The organism is Rhizobium sp. FY34, assembly GCF_005222845.1.
GTDB lineage: Bacteria > Pseudomonadota > Alphaproteobacteria > Rhizobiales > Rhizobiaceae > Neorhizobium.
In genome coordinates this window covers 22,075-40,647 of sequence record NZ_STFZ01000001.1, presented here as the reverse complement: position 1 = coordinate 40,647, position 18,573 = coordinate 22,075, and the positions used below count along the sequence as shown (strand labels likewise).

Annotated in this window: 17 protein-coding genes; 12 read left to right on the top strand and 5 right to left on the bottom strand. The window is 60.4% G+C overall.

The genetic code is table 11. The features are described from left to right. Positions 1-55 precede the first annotated feature (55 nt). From E8M77_RS00130 to E8M77_RS00100, 7 genes are all read left to right on the top strand, one after another. On the top strand, positions 56-1,591 hold the full coding sequence (locus tag E8M77_RS00130) for an ABC transporter substrate-binding protein (protein ID WP_170975684.1): 1,536 nt from the start codon (positions 56-58) through the stop codon (positions 1,589-1,591). A gap of 84 nt (positions 1,592-1,675) precedes the next feature. Beyond that, entirely contained in the window at positions 1,676-2,683 is a 1,008-nt protein-coding gene (locus E8M77_RS00125) for an ABC transporter permease (RefSeq protein ID WP_137128578.1), read from the top strand. Continuing rightward, positions 2,676-3,533, top strand: a complete 858-nt coding sequence (locus E8M77_RS00120; RefSeq protein WP_137128577.1) for an ABC transporter permease — start codon at positions 2,676-2,678, stop codon at positions 3,531-3,533. Before E8M77_RS00125 ends, E8M77_RS00120 begins: the two co-directional genes overlap by 8 nt. Next, entirely contained in the window at positions 3,530-4,402 is an 873-nt protein-coding gene (locus tag E8M77_RS00115; protein WP_137128576.1) for an ABC transporter ATP-binding protein, read from the top strand. The genes E8M77_RS00120 and E8M77_RS00115 overlap by 4 nt, the downstream gene beginning before the upstream one ends. Continuing rightward, positions 4,395-5,249 carry an ATP-binding cassette domain-containing protein gene (locus tag E8M77_RS00110; protein WP_137128575.1) on the top strand — a complete coding sequence of 285 codons (855 nt, stop codon included), beginning with the start codon at positions 4,395-4,397 and terminating at the stop codon, positions 5,247-5,249. Before E8M77_RS00115 ends, E8M77_RS00110 begins: the two co-directional genes overlap by 8 nt. After that, a complete protein-coding gene (locus E8M77_RS00105) occupies positions 5,246-5,800 on the top strand; it encodes a VOC family protein (protein WP_137128574.1) in 555 nt (184 codons plus the stop codon). The genes E8M77_RS00110 and E8M77_RS00105 overlap by 4 nt, the downstream gene beginning before the upstream one ends. 9 nt (positions 5,801-5,809) lie before the next feature. Continuing rightward, on the top strand, positions 5,810-7,381 hold the full coding sequence (locus E8M77_RS00100) for an NAD(P)/FAD-dependent oxidoreductase (RefSeq protein WP_137128573.1): 1,572 nt from the start codon (positions 5,810-5,812) through the stop codon (positions 7,379-7,381). A 72-nt stretch (positions 7,382-7,453) separates the two neighbouring features. On the opposite strand, the gene E8M77_RS00095 is transcribed toward E8M77_RS00100, so the two are convergent. Continuing rightward, positions 7,454-8,443 (bottom strand): AraC family transcriptional regulator, encoded by a 990-nt coding sequence (locus E8M77_RS00095; protein WP_137128572.1) that lies wholly within the window; start codon positions 8,441-8,443, stop codon positions 7,454-7,456. A gap of 180 nt (positions 8,444-8,623) precedes the next feature. Between E8M77_RS00095 and E8M77_RS00090 the strand changes: the two genes are divergently transcribed. From E8M77_RS00090 to E8M77_RS00075, 4 genes are all read left to right on the top strand, one after another. Beyond that, on the top strand, positions 8,624-9,163 hold the full coding sequence (locus E8M77_RS00090) for a flavin reductase family protein (RefSeq protein ID WP_137128571.1): 540 nt from the start codon (positions 8,624-8,626) through the stop codon (positions 9,161-9,163). Positions 9,164-9,199: 36 nt separating this feature from the next. Next, positions 9,200-9,979 carry an SDR family oxidoreductase gene (locus E8M77_RS00085; protein ID WP_137128570.1) on the top strand — a complete coding sequence of 260 codons (780 nt, stop codon included), beginning with the start codon at positions 9,200-9,202 and terminating at the stop codon, positions 9,977-9,979. A 32-nt stretch (positions 9,980-10,011) separates the two neighbouring features. Beyond that, positions 10,012-11,247 carry a styrene monooxygenase/indole monooxygenase family protein gene (locus tag E8M77_RS00080; protein ID WP_137128569.1) on the top strand — a complete coding sequence of 412 codons (1,236 nt, stop codon included), beginning with the start codon at positions 10,012-10,014 and terminating at the stop codon, positions 11,245-11,247. A gap of 313 nt (positions 11,248-11,560) precedes the next feature. Continuing rightward, the gene (locus E8M77_RS00075) at positions 11,561-12,469 is read left to right on the top strand and encodes a transporter (protein ID WP_205910434.1); all 909 of its coding nucleotides are present in this window, start codon (positions 11,561-11,563) and stop codon (positions 12,467-12,469) included. 252 nt (positions 12,470-12,721) lie between these two features. On the opposite strand, the gene E8M77_RS00070 is transcribed toward E8M77_RS00075, so the two are convergent. The 3 genes from E8M77_RS00070 to E8M77_RS00060 form a co-directional block, all read right to left on the bottom strand. After that, the gene (locus E8M77_RS00070) at positions 12,722-13,786 is read right to left on the bottom strand and encodes a 4-oxalomesaconate tautomerase (protein ID WP_137128568.1); all 1,065 of its coding nucleotides are present in this window, start codon (positions 13,784-13,786) and stop codon (positions 12,722-12,724) included. Continuing rightward, on the bottom strand, positions 13,779-14,450 hold the full coding sequence (locus E8M77_RS00065) for a 4-carboxy-4-hydroxy-2-oxoadipate aldolase/oxaloacetate decarboxylase (RefSeq protein ID WP_137128567.1): 672 nt from the start codon (positions 14,448-14,450) through the stop codon (positions 13,779-13,781). Before E8M77_RS00065 ends, E8M77_RS00070 begins: the two co-directional genes overlap by 8 nt. 102 nt (positions 14,451-14,552) lie before the next feature. Next, complete coding sequence (locus E8M77_RS00060) at positions 14,553-15,299, bottom strand: PIG-L deacetylase family protein (protein WP_137128566.1); 747 nt, start codon at positions 15,297-15,299, stop codon at positions 14,553-14,555. Positions 15,300-15,519: 220 nt separating this feature from the next. On the opposite strand from E8M77_RS00060, the gene E8M77_RS00055 reads away from it, so the two are divergent. Then, on the top strand, positions 15,520-16,734 hold the full coding sequence (locus tag E8M77_RS00055) for a LysR family transcriptional regulator (protein WP_205910433.1): 1,215 nt from the start codon (positions 15,520-15,522) through the stop codon (positions 16,732-16,734). An 82-nt stretch (positions 16,735-16,816) separates the two neighbouring features. Here the strand turns inward: E8M77_RS00055 and E8M77_RS00050 are convergent, their stop codons facing one another. Beyond that, a complete protein-coding gene (locus E8M77_RS00050; RefSeq protein WP_137128564.1) occupies positions 16,817-18,571 on the bottom strand; it encodes a glycosyltransferase in 1,755 nt (584 codons plus the stop codon). Between the last annotated feature and the right edge of the window lie 2 nt (positions 18,572-18,573).

Here is an 18,573-nt window from a genome sequence, read left to right as displayed (position 1 = left end):
CAGAAAGACCTCGCCCCGTGTTGGGTAAGAGGCAGGGGAACAACGGAGCAAGATCATGATGGAACTGAAACGCCGCCAGGCCATGGGCCTCGGCGCTAGCGCCTTCCTGTCCGCAATTCTGGCCGGCAAGGTCAGCTTGGCGGGTACAGACACCTCCACGCTCACCATCGCCTTCAACGCCAATCTTCCGTCTTTCGATGGCACAACGGGGCTTTCCGGCGTCAACCCTGCCATCCAAGCCATCTATCGTTCGATCTACGACCAGTATATCGGCCAGAAGACCGATCTTTCGCTAGAGCCGGGGTTGATCACCGCCTGGGGCTGGAACGACGACAAGACCAAGGTCTGGTTCGACGTGCGCGAAGGGGTTAAATGGCACGACGGCACGCCGCTGACACCGGGCGATGTCATCTGGTCTCTGGAGCGCGCTGCAAAGCCCGAAACCGGCAATCCCGTCGCCAGCGTCTGGGCCAGCATCGGCAATTTCACCGTTTCCGGCAACAAGGTGACAGGCGACGTCAAGAATTTCGATCCGACCATCTTCAAGTGGATGGCATTCCTGACCGGCTATGTGCTGCCCAAGGCTTACTATGAAAAAGTCGGTGCGGAAGGCTTCGAAAAGCAGCCCATCGGCACCGGCCCTTACATGTTTGATGCCTATGAGGGCAATTCCTTCCTGCGACTGAAGGCCAATCCCGACTATTGGGGCGGCAAGCCAGCCTTTGACACCGTCGTCTTCAAATTCGTCACCGATGCGACAAGCCGCGTGGCCGAAATCGAAAGCGGCTCGTCCGACGTGACGCTCGAAATTCCCTATGAGGAGTATGACCGCCTGTCGAAGAAGAAGGGCCTGGCCGGCGTCACCACCCCGATTTCCGATATCGGCATGATCTTCATCACCAATGTCGGGCCGATGCTGGACAAGAATGTCCGCCTTGCTGCCCATCACGCCATCGACAAGGCCGGCATCGTCAAGAAACTGCTGCGCGGCTATGGCGTGCCGATCGACACGCTGGAGGCACCGCAATACGACGCTTATGACGCCTCGATCAGGGTCGGCTACGACCCGGACAAGGCCGTGAAGCTGCTTGCCGCCTCCGGTTACTCCAAGGACAAGCCGGTTGCCTTCAAGATCCAGACAACGCGCGGCCTGAAGCCGAAGGACTATGAGATGGTCCAGGCGATCGTCGGCATGTGGCGCAAGGTCGGCATCGAGGCCGAGATCGAAGTCTACGAGGTCGCCAAGCATTTCGAACTGCGCGCCGGCCACAAACTGGCACCCGCCGCCTTTTACAACTGGGGCAATGCGATCGGCGATCCGACCACTTCGACCGGCTTTGCCATGTTCAGCAAGTCACCGCATTCGGGTTGGAAATCCGATGACGTGGACGCCCTGATCGGCCCGCTCTGGGGCGAAAAAGATGAGGCCAAGCGCATTGCCGGCTGGAAGGCCGCGGACAAATACATAGCCGAACAGGGCTATGTGATCCCGCTCCTGCAATATGTGCAGCCGATCGTCTTCAAGTCCTCGCTGAAGGTTCAGCCGAACGTCTCGAGCGCACTTCAGCCGACGCTGGTCTCGAAGGCCTGATCGGCCACGACCAGCACTCGCAAGATCCGGGCGGCGGCAGTTGCCCGGCGCATCCTTTCCCATTTCGCATAAATGGAGGCGTTCATGACGGCCTCGGACTTTCTAAGCCGCCTTTTGGCAGCACTCCTGACGCTGTTTGGCGTCGGCGTGGTGATCTTCTGTCTTCTGCGCGTGGTGCCGGGCGACCCCATCGCCATGATGATTTCGCCAAGCGCCACGCCCGCCGATATTACCGCGCTGCGCGCCCATTACGGCCTTGACCGGTCCATCTTCGAGCAGTTCGTGATCTGGATCGGTGATGTTGCCCAAGGCGATTTCGGCCGGTCGATCTCGCTGAAACGCCCGGTCGTCGAATTGGTCGGCGAGCGGCTGCCGGCAAGCCTTGAGCTTGTCTTCGCAGCGCTGATCTTCGGCGTGGTCTCGGGCGGCCTGATCGCCGTTGCCGGTACGCTGTCGCGCAAGACACCAGTTGAACCCTTGCTCGATCTGATCAACGGCCTTTTCCTTGCGGTGCCTGATTTCATCTGGGCCCTGGCGCTTGTCCTGCTGTTTGGCGTGCTCTGGCCGGTCTTTCCGCTGTCGGGCCGCATGGACCCATCGGTGTCCACCGATTTCGCCACCCCCTTCTACCTCATCGAGAGCATGATACGGCTGAACCTTGCCGTCATGCTCGACATTCTCGGCCATATGGCGATGCCCGTTCTTGCGCTTGGACTGCCGCTCGCCTCCATCATTGCCCGCACACTGAAGGAAGCGCTGAACGAGGCCATGGTGCAGGATTATGTGCTGCTCGGCCGGCTGAAGGGCATGTCGGAAATGCGCCTGGTGCTGGGCGAAGCGCTGCGCAACGCCGTCGGCCCGACGCTGTCGCTCACCGGCGTACAGTTCACCTTCATGATCGGCGGCACCGTGATCGTCGAGCGCATCTTCTCGTTTCCCGGCATTGGCTCGATGGCCATTGATGCGGTGATCAACCGGGACCTGCCCCTGATCCAGGGCATCATCCTTGCCTTCGGCACGCTGTTCATCGCCATCAACATTATCGTCGATGCGCTGTCCAACCGGCTCAACCCAAGGCAGACCCATGGCTGACCTGTCAAAAACCCTGAACGCCATCCTGCGCGAACCGCGTGCCGCCACCTCCTGCTGCTTTCTGCTCCTGCTTGTGACACTGGCCATTTTCGCGCCCGCTCTGGCGCCTCGCGATCCGCTGGAACAGGACCTGATGCTATCTGCCCTACCGCCGGCATGGATAGACGGTGCCGAGCCTGGCTTCCTGCTCGGCACGGATGATCTTGGCCGCGACATCTTCTCCCGCGTCATCTTCGGCGCCCGTATCGCGCTCATCGTCGCCGTCGCAGCCTCGTTCTTTGCCGCTGCCATCGGTTCGGCTCTCGGGCTGATCGCCGGCTGGTATGGCGGATGGGCAGACAGGATCATCTCGCGGCTGATCGATGTATGGATGGCATTTCCGCCCGTCCTGCTCTCGGTGCTTCTGGTCGCCGTGCTCGGCTCGGGCCTCACCTCGGTGATCGTCGCCATCGCCATCATCGACTGGACCCGCTTTGCCCGCGTCGTCAGGGCCGAAACACAGGCCCAGGCAGGGCTCGATTATGTCACGTCCGCCCGCGCCATCGGCTTTCCGCAGGGCCAGATCCTGATGCGTGAAATCCTGCCCAATGTCGCACCGGTGATCATCGCCCTCATCAGCCTGCAAATGGGCATTTCCGTCATCGTCGAGGCGATCCTGTCCTTTGTCGGCCTGTCGGTTTCCTCCGATATCGCCACCTGGGGCGGCATGATCGCCTCTGGCCGCCAGTTGATCAACGAAAGCTGGTGGGTGCTGGTCTTTCCGCTGATTGCCCTCTTTCTCACCGTTCTTGCCTTCAACCTGCTTGGCGCTGGCCTGCGCCGCGCCCTCGATCCGGTGATGCGCCGATGACAAAACCCGTTCTCTCCGTGGAAGCCCTGTCAGCGCTGTCTGCCCGCAACGGCACCTATGTGCTGAGTGATGTCAGCCTGACGCTACAGCCGGGCGAAGTGCGCGGGCTGGTCGGTGAATCTGGTGCCGGCAAATCGACCATCGCCAAGGCCGTGCTCGGCATCCTGCCCTCGACCATTCGCATTGCCGGCGGCTGGATCCGCTTTGAGGGCGACGATCTTTTGACCGCACGCCCCTCCGTGCTGCGCAACCTGCTCGGCCGTGACATCACGCTGATCCCGCAAGACCCGCAGACGGCATTGAACCCGGCGCGCCGGATCGGCGCGCAACTGACCGACGGGCTGCGGCTGAAGCTTGGCATGAACGCGGCATCCGCACGCGCCCGCGCCTTCCAGCTGATGGACGAGGTGCAGATCCGCGATCCCGCCCGCGTGTTCGACAGTTTTCCGCATCAGCTTTCCGGCGGCATGCGCCAGCGTATCCTGATCGCCCAGGCCTTCGCACCCAATCCCAAGCTGGTGATTGCCGACGAACCGACGACAGCGCTCGATGTCACCGTGCAGAAGGAGATCCTGCGGCTGGTGCGCCGCATGCAGGAGGCCCATGGCACGGCAGTGATCTTCGTCACCCATGATCTCGGCGTGGTGGCCAAGATCTGCGACAGTGTCACGCTGCTCTATTCCGGCCATGTGATCGAACAGGGCGCCACAGCCGATCTGATCGAGCGGCCACGCCATGCCTATACCCGTGCCCTGATCGCAGCCGGGCCCCGTTACGACCGTCCGGGACAAGGTCTTCAACCGGTGCCGGAGAGGGTCTTTGCCGATCTGCGGAAAGAGATCGGTCAACGGGAGACTGCCGATGTCTGACATCCTTCTCGAAGCCCGCGGCATAGAGGTCAGCTATGGCGGCGGACGCAGCCTGCTCGGGCCTCTCAAGCCTGCCCTTCGCGTGCTGCACGGCGTCGATATTGTGGTAAAGCGTGGCGAAACCATCGGCATTGTTGGCGAATCCGGGTCTGGAAAAACCACGCTCGGCCGGGCGCTCCTCAAACTGGTGCCGATCTCTTCCGGTTCGATCCGCTTTGACGGACGCGATATCTCCGCCCTGTCGGATGAGGCGATGCGGCCGGTGCGCCGGCGCATGCAGATGATCTTTCAGGACCCGATGGCCTCGCTCAATCCGCGCCAGTCGATCCGCACCATCCTGACGGCTCCGCTTTTCCTGCACGGGCTTGCCAGCTCGCGGCGTGAAGCGGACGAGCAGGCAGCGGCCATTCTCGCCCGCGTCTCGCTGCCGGAGACTGTGCTGGACCGCTCTGCACATGAACTCTCCGGCGGCCAGCGCCAGCGCATCGGCATCGCCCGTGCGGCTCTGCTAAAGCCCGATTTCGTGCTGGCCGATGAGATTGTCTCGGGCCTCGACGTTTCGACCCAAGCCATGGCTTTGACCCTTCTGAAGGACCTCAGCCGCGAAATGGGCCTGTCGGTTGCCTTCATCAGCCACGATCTCTCGGTAATCCGCGCCGTCTGCGACCGCGTCTACGTCATGCGTCTTGGCCGTATCGAGGAAGAAGGGCCATCCGCGAGCCTCTTCGAACAGCCGAGATCGGATTATACAAAACTGCTGCTCGACGCGATCCCGCTGCCGGACATCGATCCGGGCTGGCTTGCCCGTGGTCAGGACAGCACCATGAAACGAGGAGAGAGAGCATGAGCCAGACACAGCTTCACGGCACAGGATTGCCGGGCCTCGTCGGCCAGGACCATATCGGGCTCACCGTGCCGGATCTCGATCAGGCGCTCGACTTTTTCGTCAACGTGCTGGGTTGCGGCCATGCCTATAGTTTCGGGCCGATCCGCGATCCGGATGGTGATTTCATGACGGCGGCGCTTGGCGTGCATCCGCGCGCCGAAATCCGGCGCGCCGCACTCGTGCGCATTGGTTTCGGCTCGAATGTCGAGCTTTTCGAATATGCAGCGCCCGACCAGCAGCGCTTTCAGCCGAAGAATTCAGACATCGGCGCCTTTCATCTGGCGCTGTATGTGACCGATATTGACGCAGCCAAGGCCTATCTGGAAAGCCACCAGATCGCCTGCCGTCTGGGGCCGATCCCGATCGGTGAAGGACCGAATGCCGGCCAGTCGATCCTCTATTTCCAGGCGCCATGGGGCCTTGACATGGAACTGATCAGCTATCCGGGCGGCATGGCCTATGAAAAGACCGCCACAACCATCCTGTGGAACCCGAACAAGCCGTCGGCGTAAGGAAACACAATGACCACCTATGATGCGATCATCGTCGGTGCCGGGCATAACGGCCTTGCAGCGGGCGTGCATCTGGCAAGCCGCGGCTGGAAGGTGCTGGTCACGGAAGCCGCCGCCACAGCCGGTGGCGCCGTCAAGACGCTCGAATTGACCGAACCCGGCTTCCGCCACGATCTGGCGGCGATGAACCTCTCGATGTTTGCAGGCTCAGCCTTCCACAAGACCTATGGCGCAGACCTTGCCGCCCATGGCCTGTCCTTCGTGCCGGCCAAACACTGTTTTGCTTCCGTCTTCCGGGATGGCAGCGCACTTGGTGTATCGACCGATCTTGCCGAGACGAGCGCCGCCATCGCCGCCCTTTCGCAGACGGATGCAGCGGCCTGGCAGGCAATGCTGAAGGAGTTTTCCGACACGGCGCCGCATCTTTTTGCCCTTCTCGGCGCACCGATGCCCTCGCTTTCAGCCGTCCGCACCGTCTGGCGGGCCTGGCGCGCGCTGGGAACCACACGCTTTTACGCGCTGGCGCGTCTGCTGGTCGCCTCGCCGCGCGGCTTTCTCGACGGACATTTCGAAAGCGACAAGCTGAAGGCGATGATGGCCGCCTGGGGCCTGCATCTGGATTTCGCCCCCGACATTTCCGGTGGCGCGCTGTTCCCCTATCTTGAATCCATGGCCAACCAGGCCTTCGGCATGGTGATCGGCAAAGGCGGCGCCGACACAATCATTACAGCGATGACCGGGCTGCTGTCCGCCCGTGGCGGCACAGTTTTGACCGGCGCAAAGGTTGCCCGCATCATCACCGAAAACGGCGTGGCGCAAGGTGTCGAACTGGCGGATGGGCGCAGATTCTACGCTCGCAAGGCAGTGATTGCCAATCTCAATCCCAAGCTTGTCTTCGGCAAGCTTCTGGCCGAAAGCGCGACACCGCAGGCCTTCAATCGTGGCGTCGAAGATTTCCGGCCCGGACCGGGTGCGATGATGATCCATCTGTCGATGGATGCCCTGCCCGACTGGACCGCCGGCGCACATTTGAAACACTATGCCTATGTGCATATCGCCCCGGACATGCAGATGATGTCGCGTGTCTATGCCGAGGCAAAGGATGGCCTGCTGCCCGTGGAGCCGGCGCTTGTCGTCGGCCAGCCCACAGCGCTCGATCCAGGCCGCGCGCCCGAGGGCAAGCATGTGCTCTGGGTGCAGGTGCGCGTGCTGCCCGCGCAGATCCGCGGCGATGCCGCAGGCATAATTACGGCGCGTGACTGGGATAGCGCAAAAGAGGCTTATGCCGATCGCGTCATTGAGCTGATCGAAACCTATGCGCCGGGCACAAGGCAAAAGATCCGCGCCCGCACCGTGCATTCGCCGCTGGATCTTGAGCGGGAAAACCCCAGCCTTATCGGCGGAGATTCGCTTTCCGGCTCACACCAACTCGACCAGAACTTCCTTTTCCGTCCGCTCCCCGGCTGGTCGCGCTACAAGATGCCAGTGAAGAACCTTTATCTCTGCGGTGCAGCCACCTGGCCGGGGGCTGGAACGGGCGCCGGATCCGGCTTCCTTCTGGCAAAAATGCTGGCACGCTGAACCGGTTCGGTGACGCCTCTCCTGCCTGGCAGCCGGCACAGGCCACAAGCGGTGCAGGCCCGCTTCCCCGCGTCAGTTCTTGCGCTGTGCACGACGAAGCGTCTCGGAGGGGCTTTCGCCGAAGCGTGTCCGATAGGCGGCGGCAGCGCGGCCCAGATGCCCGAAGCCAGCCGCAAGGACCGCATCCGCCACATGAATATCGTGGTGTGAATTGAGAAGACTGAGACGCAGGAGATCAAGGCGCGCAAGCGTCAGGGCATCCGACAGCGTGATACCATGGACCCGGCGATAACTGTCCTGAAGCGTGCGCAGCGGAACCCCTGCCGCCTCGGAAATATCAGCCATGGAGAGCGGCTTGTCGGCATTCTCCATGATGAAAGCACGGGCACGACGAACCGCCGGTGGACCTGCTTCGGGAATTGCCGAAGACAGCCGGCCCGACCGGTTATGGCGCAGGCCAGTGATCATCAGCGTGGAGATCGCATCTCGAAGCGAGACCTTGTAGGCGTCCGGCAGCGGCCGCTCGCTTTCCGCGCCGGCGAGCATCAGACCCGCATGGGCCTGCAGCACCTGCCCGACCGGACTGGTCAGATCCACGCCGGTATCGAACTCGAGCGGTGCGACATCGTCGAGGATCTGGGTCGCAAGCCGTTCCATGGCATCCCGGCGCAGGAGCACGATCAACTTTTCGCACCCTTCCGCCCAGCGCATGCGGGTCGCAAGCGTCGGGGAGAGAAGGCTTGCCATCCGCCCGGCCTCAGCCTCGACAGCCAGCGAGCCGCAGCGGACCTGCGCCGATCCGGCTGTTGGAATTTGGAGCAGGAAGAAACCGGATAATTCGCCCGGATCAATCTCCACCTCGGCGCCATAGGAGACAAAATTCACCGAGTAACCAGGCTCGCGCACGCTATTGTGCCGGGCATGGAACCGCCCTCGATCTCCCCCTCGCATAGTCAGGAAATGCGGACAGAAGATCCGACCGATCGCATCGCGGGCTTCATCAACATCCGGCGTATCCACCAGACTGGATTTTTCAAGCGGAGCAGGCTGGGCATGCGGCATCGCTCACCTCTCAAAAAAGATCATCCTGCAAAACATGACAAAACGCAAATTTCCGCGTCGCCTGCCGAAACTGGACAATCGGCTGCGCAATGCGGATTGCCGGCATTCCGGTTCGGACGGAACATGACATTAATTTAAACATAAAATGAATGGCACGTCCATTCTCACGGGAACATTGAAATGGACAATGAGCAATTCCGCGATGGGATGCGGCGGCTGACAGCGGGCGTCAACATCATCACCACAATCGATGGCGACGGCATACGCTATGGCCTGACGGCAACGGCGGTCTGCTCGCTGACCACAGAGCCCCCGGCGCTGATTGCCTGCGTCAACCTCAACTCCTCCATCTCCCGCTTCATCGAGCACTCGGCCGTATTTGCCGTCAACGTTCTCACCGACACGCATCGCGCCCTGGCCGAGGCTTTTGCGGGTCGTGCAGGCTTGGCACGCGAAGACCGTTTCACCGTCGGCTCTTGGATGACATCGCTCACCGGCGCGCCAGTGCTTTCAGACGCAGCCGCCAGTTTCGAATGCAGGCTGCTCGAGGCGCGCCCTTTCGGCACCCACCTAATCCTGATCGGCGACGTCGTCAAAACCCATCTGGGCAGCTCAACCGACAGTCCGCTGCTGTATGGCAACGGCGCCTTCAAAGGCAGCCGGCCCCTGATGGCGGATCTCGCAAGAGACCATCAGGCCTCACGTTCCGCCACGGCCTGACACCGAAACTCCAACAAAAAAGAGGGAACCGCAAACATGCGTGGACTGGACGGCAAGACAGCAATCATTTCGGGCGGCGCAACGCTGATCGGCGAAGAGACGGCAAAGATCCTTGTCGGTTACGGCGTGAAGGTGGTGATTGCCGACATTGCCGACGAGGCCGGGCACGCCGCAGCAACGCGCAGCGGCGCAATTTTCGTCAAAACCGACATCACCAAGGACCAGGAGATTGCCGAGCTGGTGAAGGCCGCAGTCGACAAGACCGGGCGGCTCGATTTCATCGTCAACGTCGCCTGCACCTATCTGGACAATGGCGCCGAAACGAGCCGCGCCGACTGGCTGACGGCTCTCGATATCAACATCGTCTCCTCTGTAATGCTGATGCAGGCGGCACGACCGCATCTGGCGAAGAACAAGGGCGCCATCGTCAATTTCGGCTCGATTTCCGCCCGTGTCGCCCAGATCGGCCGTTGGGTCTATCCTGTGTCCAAGGCCGCTATCCTGCAACTGACCCGTAACCAGGCCATGGATCTGGCGCCAGACGGCATCCGCGTCAACGCGGTGTCGCCCGGCTGGACCTGGTCGAACATCATGCTGCAGCTGACCAACGACACCCGCGCCAAGGCAGACAAGGTCGCCGAGCCTTTCCATATGCTCGGGCGCACCGGCGATCCGGCAGAAGTCGGCGAGGCGATTGCCTTCCTGCTTTCCGACAATGCCAGCTTTGTCACCGGAACCGATCTCTGCGTTGACGGCGGCTACACAGCGATGGGCCCTGAAAGGGCCATTTCGGCCATCCCGCAACTGATGGACTAACAACGTCAATACTTAAAAAAAGGGGAATGACGATGAGCACAGAAAGACGTTTCACCATTGTCGGCGGCGGCCAGTCCGGCCTGCAACTCGCCTGCGGCCTGCTCGCGGAAGGCCATGCGGTGCATGTGGTGCAAAACCGCACCGCAGACGACATTGCCGCCGGCCGGGTCATGTCGAGCCAATGCATGTTCGACCAGGCCCTGGAGAACGAACGCGACCTCGGCCTCAACTTCTGGGAAGACAACTGCCCGACCACCGACTCGATCAACTTTACGGTCCCGGCGCCGGATGGCTCCGGCAAGGCGATCGACTGGAACGGCAAGCTCGACAGGATCGCCATGAGTGTCGATCAGCGGGTGAAGATTCCGCGCTGGATGGCGGAGTTCGAACGCCGCGGCGGCCGCCTGACGATCCAGGATGCTGGCATTTCCGACCTTGAGACCTATGCGCGAGAGAGCGATCTCGTCATCGTGGCAGCCGGCAAAGGCGAAATCGCCAAGATGTTCGAGCGTGACGCTGTACGCTCGGCCTTTGATGCGCCGCAACGGGCACTGGCACTCACCTATGTGACCGGTATGAAGCAGCGCCCGGACCATTCGGCGGTCAATTTCAACCTGATCCCGACAGTCGGCGAATATTTCACCTTCCCGGCGCTGACCACCACGGGGGCCTGCGATATCATGGTGTTTGAAGGCATTCCCGGCGGCGCGATGGACTGCTGGAAGGATGTGAAAACACCTGACGAGCATCTGGCGAAATCGAAATGGATCCTCGACACCTTCCTGCCCTGGGAGGCCGAGCGCTGCACCGACATAGCGCTGACGGATGACAATGGCCGGCTGGCCGGTGCCTTTGCGCCAACGGTGCGCAAGCCGATTGGCCGCCTGCCGTCCGGTGCCGTGGTCCTTGGCCTTGCCGATGCGGTCTGCCTCAACGATCCGCTGACCGGCCAGGGCTCCAACAATGCCTCGAAGGCGGCGAAATATTATCTCGACGCAATCATCGCCCATGGTGACCGCGCCTTTGATGAGGAGTTCATGGTCGCCACCTTCGAGACCTACTGGTCCTATGCCCAGTTCGTCGTGGGCTGGACCAATGCACTGCTGATGCCGCCGCCGCCGCACGTGCTCAACATCATGGGCTCGGCCCAAGGCTTTCCCGAGCTTGCCAAGCGCATTGCCAACGGCTTCGACGACCCGCGCGACTTCTTCCCCTGGTTTGCCGTACCGGAAGAGGCAGACGCTTATTTGAAGAGGCTCGCCGCCTGATAGGCGGGGCACTGACCGCAATGGTGTGGCCCGTGACAGGGCGGGCCACACCGGTCAGGGCGCACAGTTCTTGCCGTTCTTAGCGGCACCAAAGGATCAAGAAAAATTCATTAAATCATAGTCTTGCCGGCCTTCATCGCCAATCGGACCGAGGCGCGGAAGGAAGCTGTTGCAGGATACCAACATTGAAGGGGCCCAGCGGGCCAGCTTTGCCGTGTTCCGGCGTCGGCATTTCTGCCGATGCCGGAGACTTCTGGCAGCCGAAAGGCTGTCAGCGCCACAATCCAGAATTCCATCAAAAAAGGGGAACTTTATGAAAAAGATGAATGAACGTCGCCGTCTTTCCACGGTCAAGGCCGCGATTGCCGGACTGGCTGCCTTTGCTGGCGTCCTCCTGTCGTCGGGCAGTGCCAGTGCAATCGACATATCGCCGGGTGATTTTGCCGTTCTGCCGGACGGTACGGTCCTAGCTCTGACCTATTTCCAGTATAGCACCAGTGACCGCCTGAATCTCGATGGAGTTGGCGATATTCCCGGCTCCCGCCTGGATCTCGGCGTGACCTTGCTGCGCAGTGTCTATTATAACAGCATTGCCGGTGTGCCGATCTCCATGCAGGCTATTCTGCCGATAGGCACACTTCCGAATGCGCGGATCGGCGGGATCGACCAGCAGACCTCTGACGGTCTTGGTGACCTTACCCTCGGCTTTACTGTCACGCCCATCAACACCAGCGACAAGGACTACGGAACGACACTCGCTCTCACCAACTTCCTGACCGCGCCTACGGGCAATTTCGATGCGACCGGGGTCAGTCTCGGATCCGGCACCTGGACATTCACACCGCAGATCGGTCTGATCCAGGGACTGGGCAACGGCTTTTTCCTCGATGCCGCCTTGGATGTCGCATTCCGGAAAGATCACAAGGAGGATGGCCTGTCCTTTTCACGCGACCCTTCGACTGAACTGCAAACCTATCTGCGCTATCAGGTCAGCGACAAAACATCTCTATCCTTCGGTTATGCCGGAATCTTCGGTGGCACCAACCAGGTCAATGACGTTGCGACGGGCCTGAAGACCCGCTCTGACCAATTGCGCGTCTTTGCCAATACATTTGTCAGCCAAAGCGTTCAGTTGCAGGGCATGGTCGGTACGGACATCAATGTGGAAGGTGGCTTCAAACAGGACCTCGTTGCCCAGATCCGCGTCTTGAAGATCTTCTAAATGGCGGCAAGCCGCCCGGCTTGCAAAACGACCATCCGGCCCGGAAGCCGGGAGGCTTCATCCCCGTTCAACCGCGCACCAGCCGAAGCCGAACCTTCGGAGGTGCGCGGTATGATCAAGGCGAGACTATCGTATTGCTGTCCCGCGAGAGCCTGCCTTTGTAAATCGAAAGCAGGCTTCGTTTCCCTTTGGGTTGGCAATGCCATTGGCTGCCTGTGCTGTCGGCCCGGTCAGCGTGTAGACAACAGCGCCTCAGCAATCCTTTGGAAAAACCAGCCCGTCAAACAGCTTACGCGCTGTGCGCACGGAACCGGCGCCCTTGATCGCACCATCCTCGCCGATATCGAGAAACACGTCCATCATGCCTGTCGGATGCTCGATCAGATATTGACCATCGCCTGGCGGGTCCGCCATAGCCGCCGCCGGCCCCTGCCCGAGCCTTGTTGCCGTGGCAACCGTGATGGCGGCAAACACGCCAATGGATGCGTGGACGCGATGCGGAATGAAACTGCGCGTCGAGATCGCTCCACCGCTTGTCGGCGGCGATACAAGCGTCATCTTGGGCACCGAAGCCTCTTCAACATCACCCAGGTTCATCAGCGGGCCGGCCTTGAGGCGGATTGCCTCGATCCGGGCTTTGAGACCCTGATCTGCCTCGATTTCCTCGCGGCTTTCCTTGCCAGTCAGCCCAAAATCCGATGCTCTGAGGATCACGCAGGGCATGCCATTGTCGATCATGGTGGCCTCGACCCCATCGATCAGGTCGATGGCGTTCCCAGTCGGCAGCAGGGCTCCACACATCGAGCCGGCAATATTCATGAACAACAGAGGCACCGGCGCGTGCCGGCCTGGAACACCTGCAATCTCACTCGAACCACTATAGGATACGCGTCCCGCAGGCGTCTGCACCCTGGCGAGCGCCACCTCGCCCGTATTGACCATATGGATGCGCACAGCCGTCTCCTGACCTGCCACGGAAACCAGGTCACGCTCGATGGCGGCCGGGCCAACACCGGCAAGAATATTGCCGCAACCCTGAGCATCACTCACCAGCGCCTGATCGACAAACACCTGAAGGAACAGGTAGTCGACATCTGCGTCTGCTCTAGTCGATCGAGACAGGATGGCAACCTTTGACGTTAGGGGATCGGCGCCCCCGATACCGTCGATCTGGCGTGGATCGGGAGAGCCCATGATCCGCAGCAAAAGGTCATCCCGCTCGGCCGGATCGCCCGGCAGATCCTCCTTTAGAAAATAGGCCCCCTTTGAGGAGCCACCCCGCATCCAAAGGCAGCGAATTCCGCTTTCGTCAGACATATTTCAGCCCCTTGGCCGCCAGAGCCCCCCGCATGTCATAGATATCGAGGCCAAGTTCGCCGGCTGCGAGCCTTTGCCGTTTGGCATCCTCGTTGGCGAGACGCTTTTCCGCCGCAGCAAGAACGGTTTCGGCCTCGTCACGCTTGACCACGCAGACACCGTCATCGTCCGCGACGATCACATCCCCAGCCTCGACATGGCAACCGGCACAGACCACCGCTATGTTCACCGAGCCAAGCGTTTCCTTGACTGTGCCCTGCGCCGAGATCGCCTTGGACCAGACGGGAAAGCCCATCGCCGTCAGATCGCGGATATCGCGCACACCGGCATCGATCACCAGCCCCCGGCATCCACGCGCCTTGGCCGATGTGGCGAGAAGATCCCCGAAATAGCCGTTGTCACAGGGGCTGGTCGGCGCCAGAACCAGGATGTCACCGGTCTTGAGCTGCTCGATCGCCACATGCAGCATCCAATTGTCGCCGGGCGGCGCCGAGATGGTGACGGCCGACCCGGCAATCTGGGCACCGGCAAAGATCGGCCGCATATAGCTGGCCAGCATGCCCTTGCGGCCTTGCGCCTCATGCACGGTGGCAACGCCGGCTGCGGCGAGCCTGTCGATCACCTCTTGCGAAACGCGTGCAATACTCTGAACGACGACAGCCATATTCAATGCTCCTCATACCAAGTATCGATGATAGAGACCGGTTGCGCCGGAGGGATTTTCGGTTTCTGGCTCGGAGAAACCGGAAGGCCGCCCCACTCGATGTCAAAGCTCATCGACGGTGCGCGGAAAGACGGACTGGAAACCCTCCGCATATTTCGCCGCACGACCGCCCGATTGGCCACCGGAATTGCGCATGAAGTGATTGGCGCGATTTTCCGCGACACGGCTATAGAACTCCCAGAGATGCTCCTGGCCTTCCATGCACTCGATCGCGGCACGCTTCTTGTCCCAGACAGATGTAATGTCGAGAAAGACATCGGGCTTCCAGCCCATCTGCTCGGTCTGATGCGGCTCAAATAAATAGAGTTGCGGCGCACCAAGCACCTTCTGGCCGGGATTATGTCCCCAGGCCTGGGCAATCATGCGCGCTTCGAGGGCAACCTGCGTGGCATACATGTGGTCGGTATTATAGGGGTCATATTGCGAGTGGCTGAGCATGAAAGACGGCTGCACAGCGCGAATGACATCGACAAGGCGATACTTGTCGTCGTCGTTCAGACGCAGGGGATAGTCACCGAGATCGAAGCTGATCAGGTCATGCACGTCCAGCGCCTGCGCCGCCCTCTCAGCCTCTGCGCGGCGTGCGGACTTCACCCGCTCAAGGGTCATGCCGGGCTGTTTCCACAGCTTGGCCGATTCACCCCGTTCGCCAAAGGACAGACAAACGACTGTGACCTTGTATCCCAAGGCGGCATGAAGCGCGATCGCGCCGCCGCAGCGCCAGACGAAATCGGCGGCATGGGCGGAAATAACAAGTGCGGTTTTTGCGTCGGGCGTCGGGCTGGACATCTGGATCTCCTGTCTCGTTCACCAGAATGATTACCCCCAACACGCCCCCAGCCAATTCACTAGTCCGTCCATGTCATTAGTTTATGCTATAGATGGTGGCGTGCCTGTCCATTCCGCCACATGCTGGACCGACACAACAGGAGGGTGTCATGACGGCGGGATTGGTGAGCTTTGAAAGGGCAGCATCTGCCGTCCTGCACGCAGCGGGCACTTTCGCTCAATGGAAACGCGTGGAATGATCGGTAATCTCAGGCATCTGCGGATCTTGCTGGCTCTTCAGGAAACACGATCCGTGACGAAGGCGTCTGAACGTTGCCATGTATCGCAGCCGGCTGTGACCCTGGCACTTGGCAAGATGGAGCGCTCCGCTGGCACACCCCTCTTCGAGCGGACACCACAGGGCTTCTTCGTAACCCCGGAGGGCGATGTTCTCTGCCGCCGCATAGAGCGGGCGCTGGCCCTATTGGATCCGGCCATGGCCGAGCTCGCGCCGCGCCTCAAGCTGACGGTCACCAGCGCACAGCTTCATGCATTGATCGCCGTTGTGGAAGCCGAGAGCTTTTCGGAAGCAGCTCGCCGTCTCAACCTTTCGCAACCCACCGTTCATCGGGCCATTAGCCAGATGGAAAAGGAGGTGGGACAGGCGCTGTTTGAGCGCACGTCGCATGGAATGATAGCCTCACGGCCGACCCGCTCGCTGGCAGTGGCAGCGCGTCTGGCCTTTGCCGAGCTTGAGCAGGCGCGGGCTGATCTGGGAGAAATTGCCGGCCGTGAAGTGGGCCGGATCGTTATCGGTGCCATGCCGCTGTCGCGCGCCTTTCTGCTTGGACCAGCGATTGCCCGCTTCCGTATGCGCAGGCCTACCCTTGCCCTACGGATCGTCGAGGGACCCTACGAAGACATGGCGCTCGGCATGCGTCGCGGAGACATCGATTTTCTGATTGGTGCATTGCGCGCGCCCGACAGCGTGGCCGATTTCGCCCAAGAGGAAATCTTCCACGACAGGATGGTCGTGGTGTGCCGGCCCGGACATCCGCTCCATGGCAAGCAGCAGCCGTGCCTGCAATCCCTTGCCGAGTTTCCCTGGGTCGTGTCCGGACAAGGGTCACCGGCACGACACTTCTTTGATACGCTGTTTGCCCGACATGGCGTTGAGCCACCGAACAGCCTGGTCGAAACTGGTTCCTTGGTACTGATGCGAGAAATCTTGCGCCATTCGGACCATCTGGGTTTCATCTCCGCCCTGCAGGTTCGTGCCGATCGTCAGGCAGGGCTCCTGGTGACGCTGACACACCCGCTAGAGGAAACCAGCCGCCCGATCGGGCTGACCTGCCGCAAAGCCTGGATTCCGACAAAAGCACAAGCGGAATTTATGGAGGATATCCGCTTTTTCGGCCTTCAAGCTGGACAAGATGGCACCCGGCAGCAAGATTGATCGACTATATCTATAGCCTTTTCTTATGAAGGGACCCGCCTTCCAACTCGATCGAGAGAAAGAGGCAAAGGCTGCGCCAATGTTAATCTGGTTTCCGATCGTAAGTCAGGGAGGTCAGCCGTACACGTCCAGTGCCGTTGGTGAGGACCCGGAATTCGACCGAGTTCATGCCTGTCGCGACCAACCAATCCAGACTCTCGACGCTGGATACGCATCCCTCGCCCACGGTGATCGTACGCGATGCATGTTGAATGCCGGCGTCCGCCACGTCGACCGTGACAGTGACCGGCGTGTCGAATGCTTCGATTTCCAATGCGAAGCGCGCTGCATACCGCCCTGACTGCACGGATAGATAAGGACCGAAGGTCAGATAGCCAGCTTCGCCAGCCGACGCTTCACGGGCATATTCCTCTGTGCCAGGATCGATAACCCAGCGCCCGATCAGACCACTTGCCTGAGGATGGTTGAGGACATCCACCGCGCCCCACTGGACATCCAGTTCAGCAGGTGGCGCCTCGCGCCACCATGCCGACAGCGCGTGCTTGTTCGCCGAGGTACCGGACTGATCGCAATATTCGGTGCTGACCTGGTCAATAAGATTGTCGATGGCCAATGCCCGTTCGGGATCTTCGTTTTGCAGCAGGGCCTCGATAATGCTCCTCCCGATGCTGTGGGTCATCGCCGAGCGCGTGACGGCCAAGGCATGGGGCGCGCGCAATGGTTCCGCAGTTGCCATCGGCGGTCCGATCAGGTCCCGGACAGCGGCTTCCACACGAGGTGCCACCTGCGATGGCCGATATCGTTCGACCACAGAGGCCTGAGCAGATTGCAGTTCGCTGACGAATGCCGTGTCGTTCCGGAGAAGCAGTTGGCTTTTATCGTAAGCGTCCTCAATGGTCTGGCATTCGCCGGGCCCACAATTGTTGAAATACCGTGCGAGCAGAGACCCCTTCAGATAGATCACTGGGCCACCATATGCCATCATCTCGATAGGTGGAAGATAGCACACTCTGGGGTCACTATATGTATAGAGGTAGCCGCTTGCGCGCGTGAACTGCTCCTTGACTTCGTCAAGCGACAAGGTGCCCAGCACTTGGGGATCGTCGATCGGCTTGGTCTGCACGCCGACATAGCGATAATGGCTTTGATAAAAATGCTTCTTCAGGAAGCGATAGTGAAAGCGGTGAAATATATTCGCGATGTTGGGTGCGGAAATCAGAATATAACCATCATTGCCGGTCGAGCCTCGCCAGCTTCCCTCACGGTCAAATATGTCGGGCGCAATTGAGTATGGCACCACGCGCATTTTCCGCTTCAGCCATTCACCCTCGAACTCTCCCGTTTCCTCGGCATGTGGCAGAAAGTGAACATTATGTCTGTCCTCCAGCAGGCCTCGCATGCCAAGCCGCTCGAAATCCTCGGACAGAAGGCTTGTCTGGCCGTAGGCGCGAAATAGGACCGGACCTTCGAAGGCACGCAGAAATTCCGCACACCAGCGGCCTACGATCGTGACGATCGCCCCATCGAAATAGGTGTTCAAGATTTCGGCTATTTCCTGATCAACAGAATTATAGAAGAAATTGTACTCGGACAGCTTCAGGATGATGTCCTTCGGCAATGTACTTGCGTCTGCAGACTGCAGTTGTGTTACCGCGCTCTGATCGTCAACATTGGAAAGGTACGATGGCACAAAGACCTCGTATCCCAGGTCACGAAGAAGCTTCAATTCAGTCTTGATCAGAATTTTATGCGCGCCTAGCCAGAAAATTCTACGCTTTCGGCCGGTATTTTTCTCGTTCATCGGCTTTGATTCCAGAAGACCTTCGACGATAGACATTG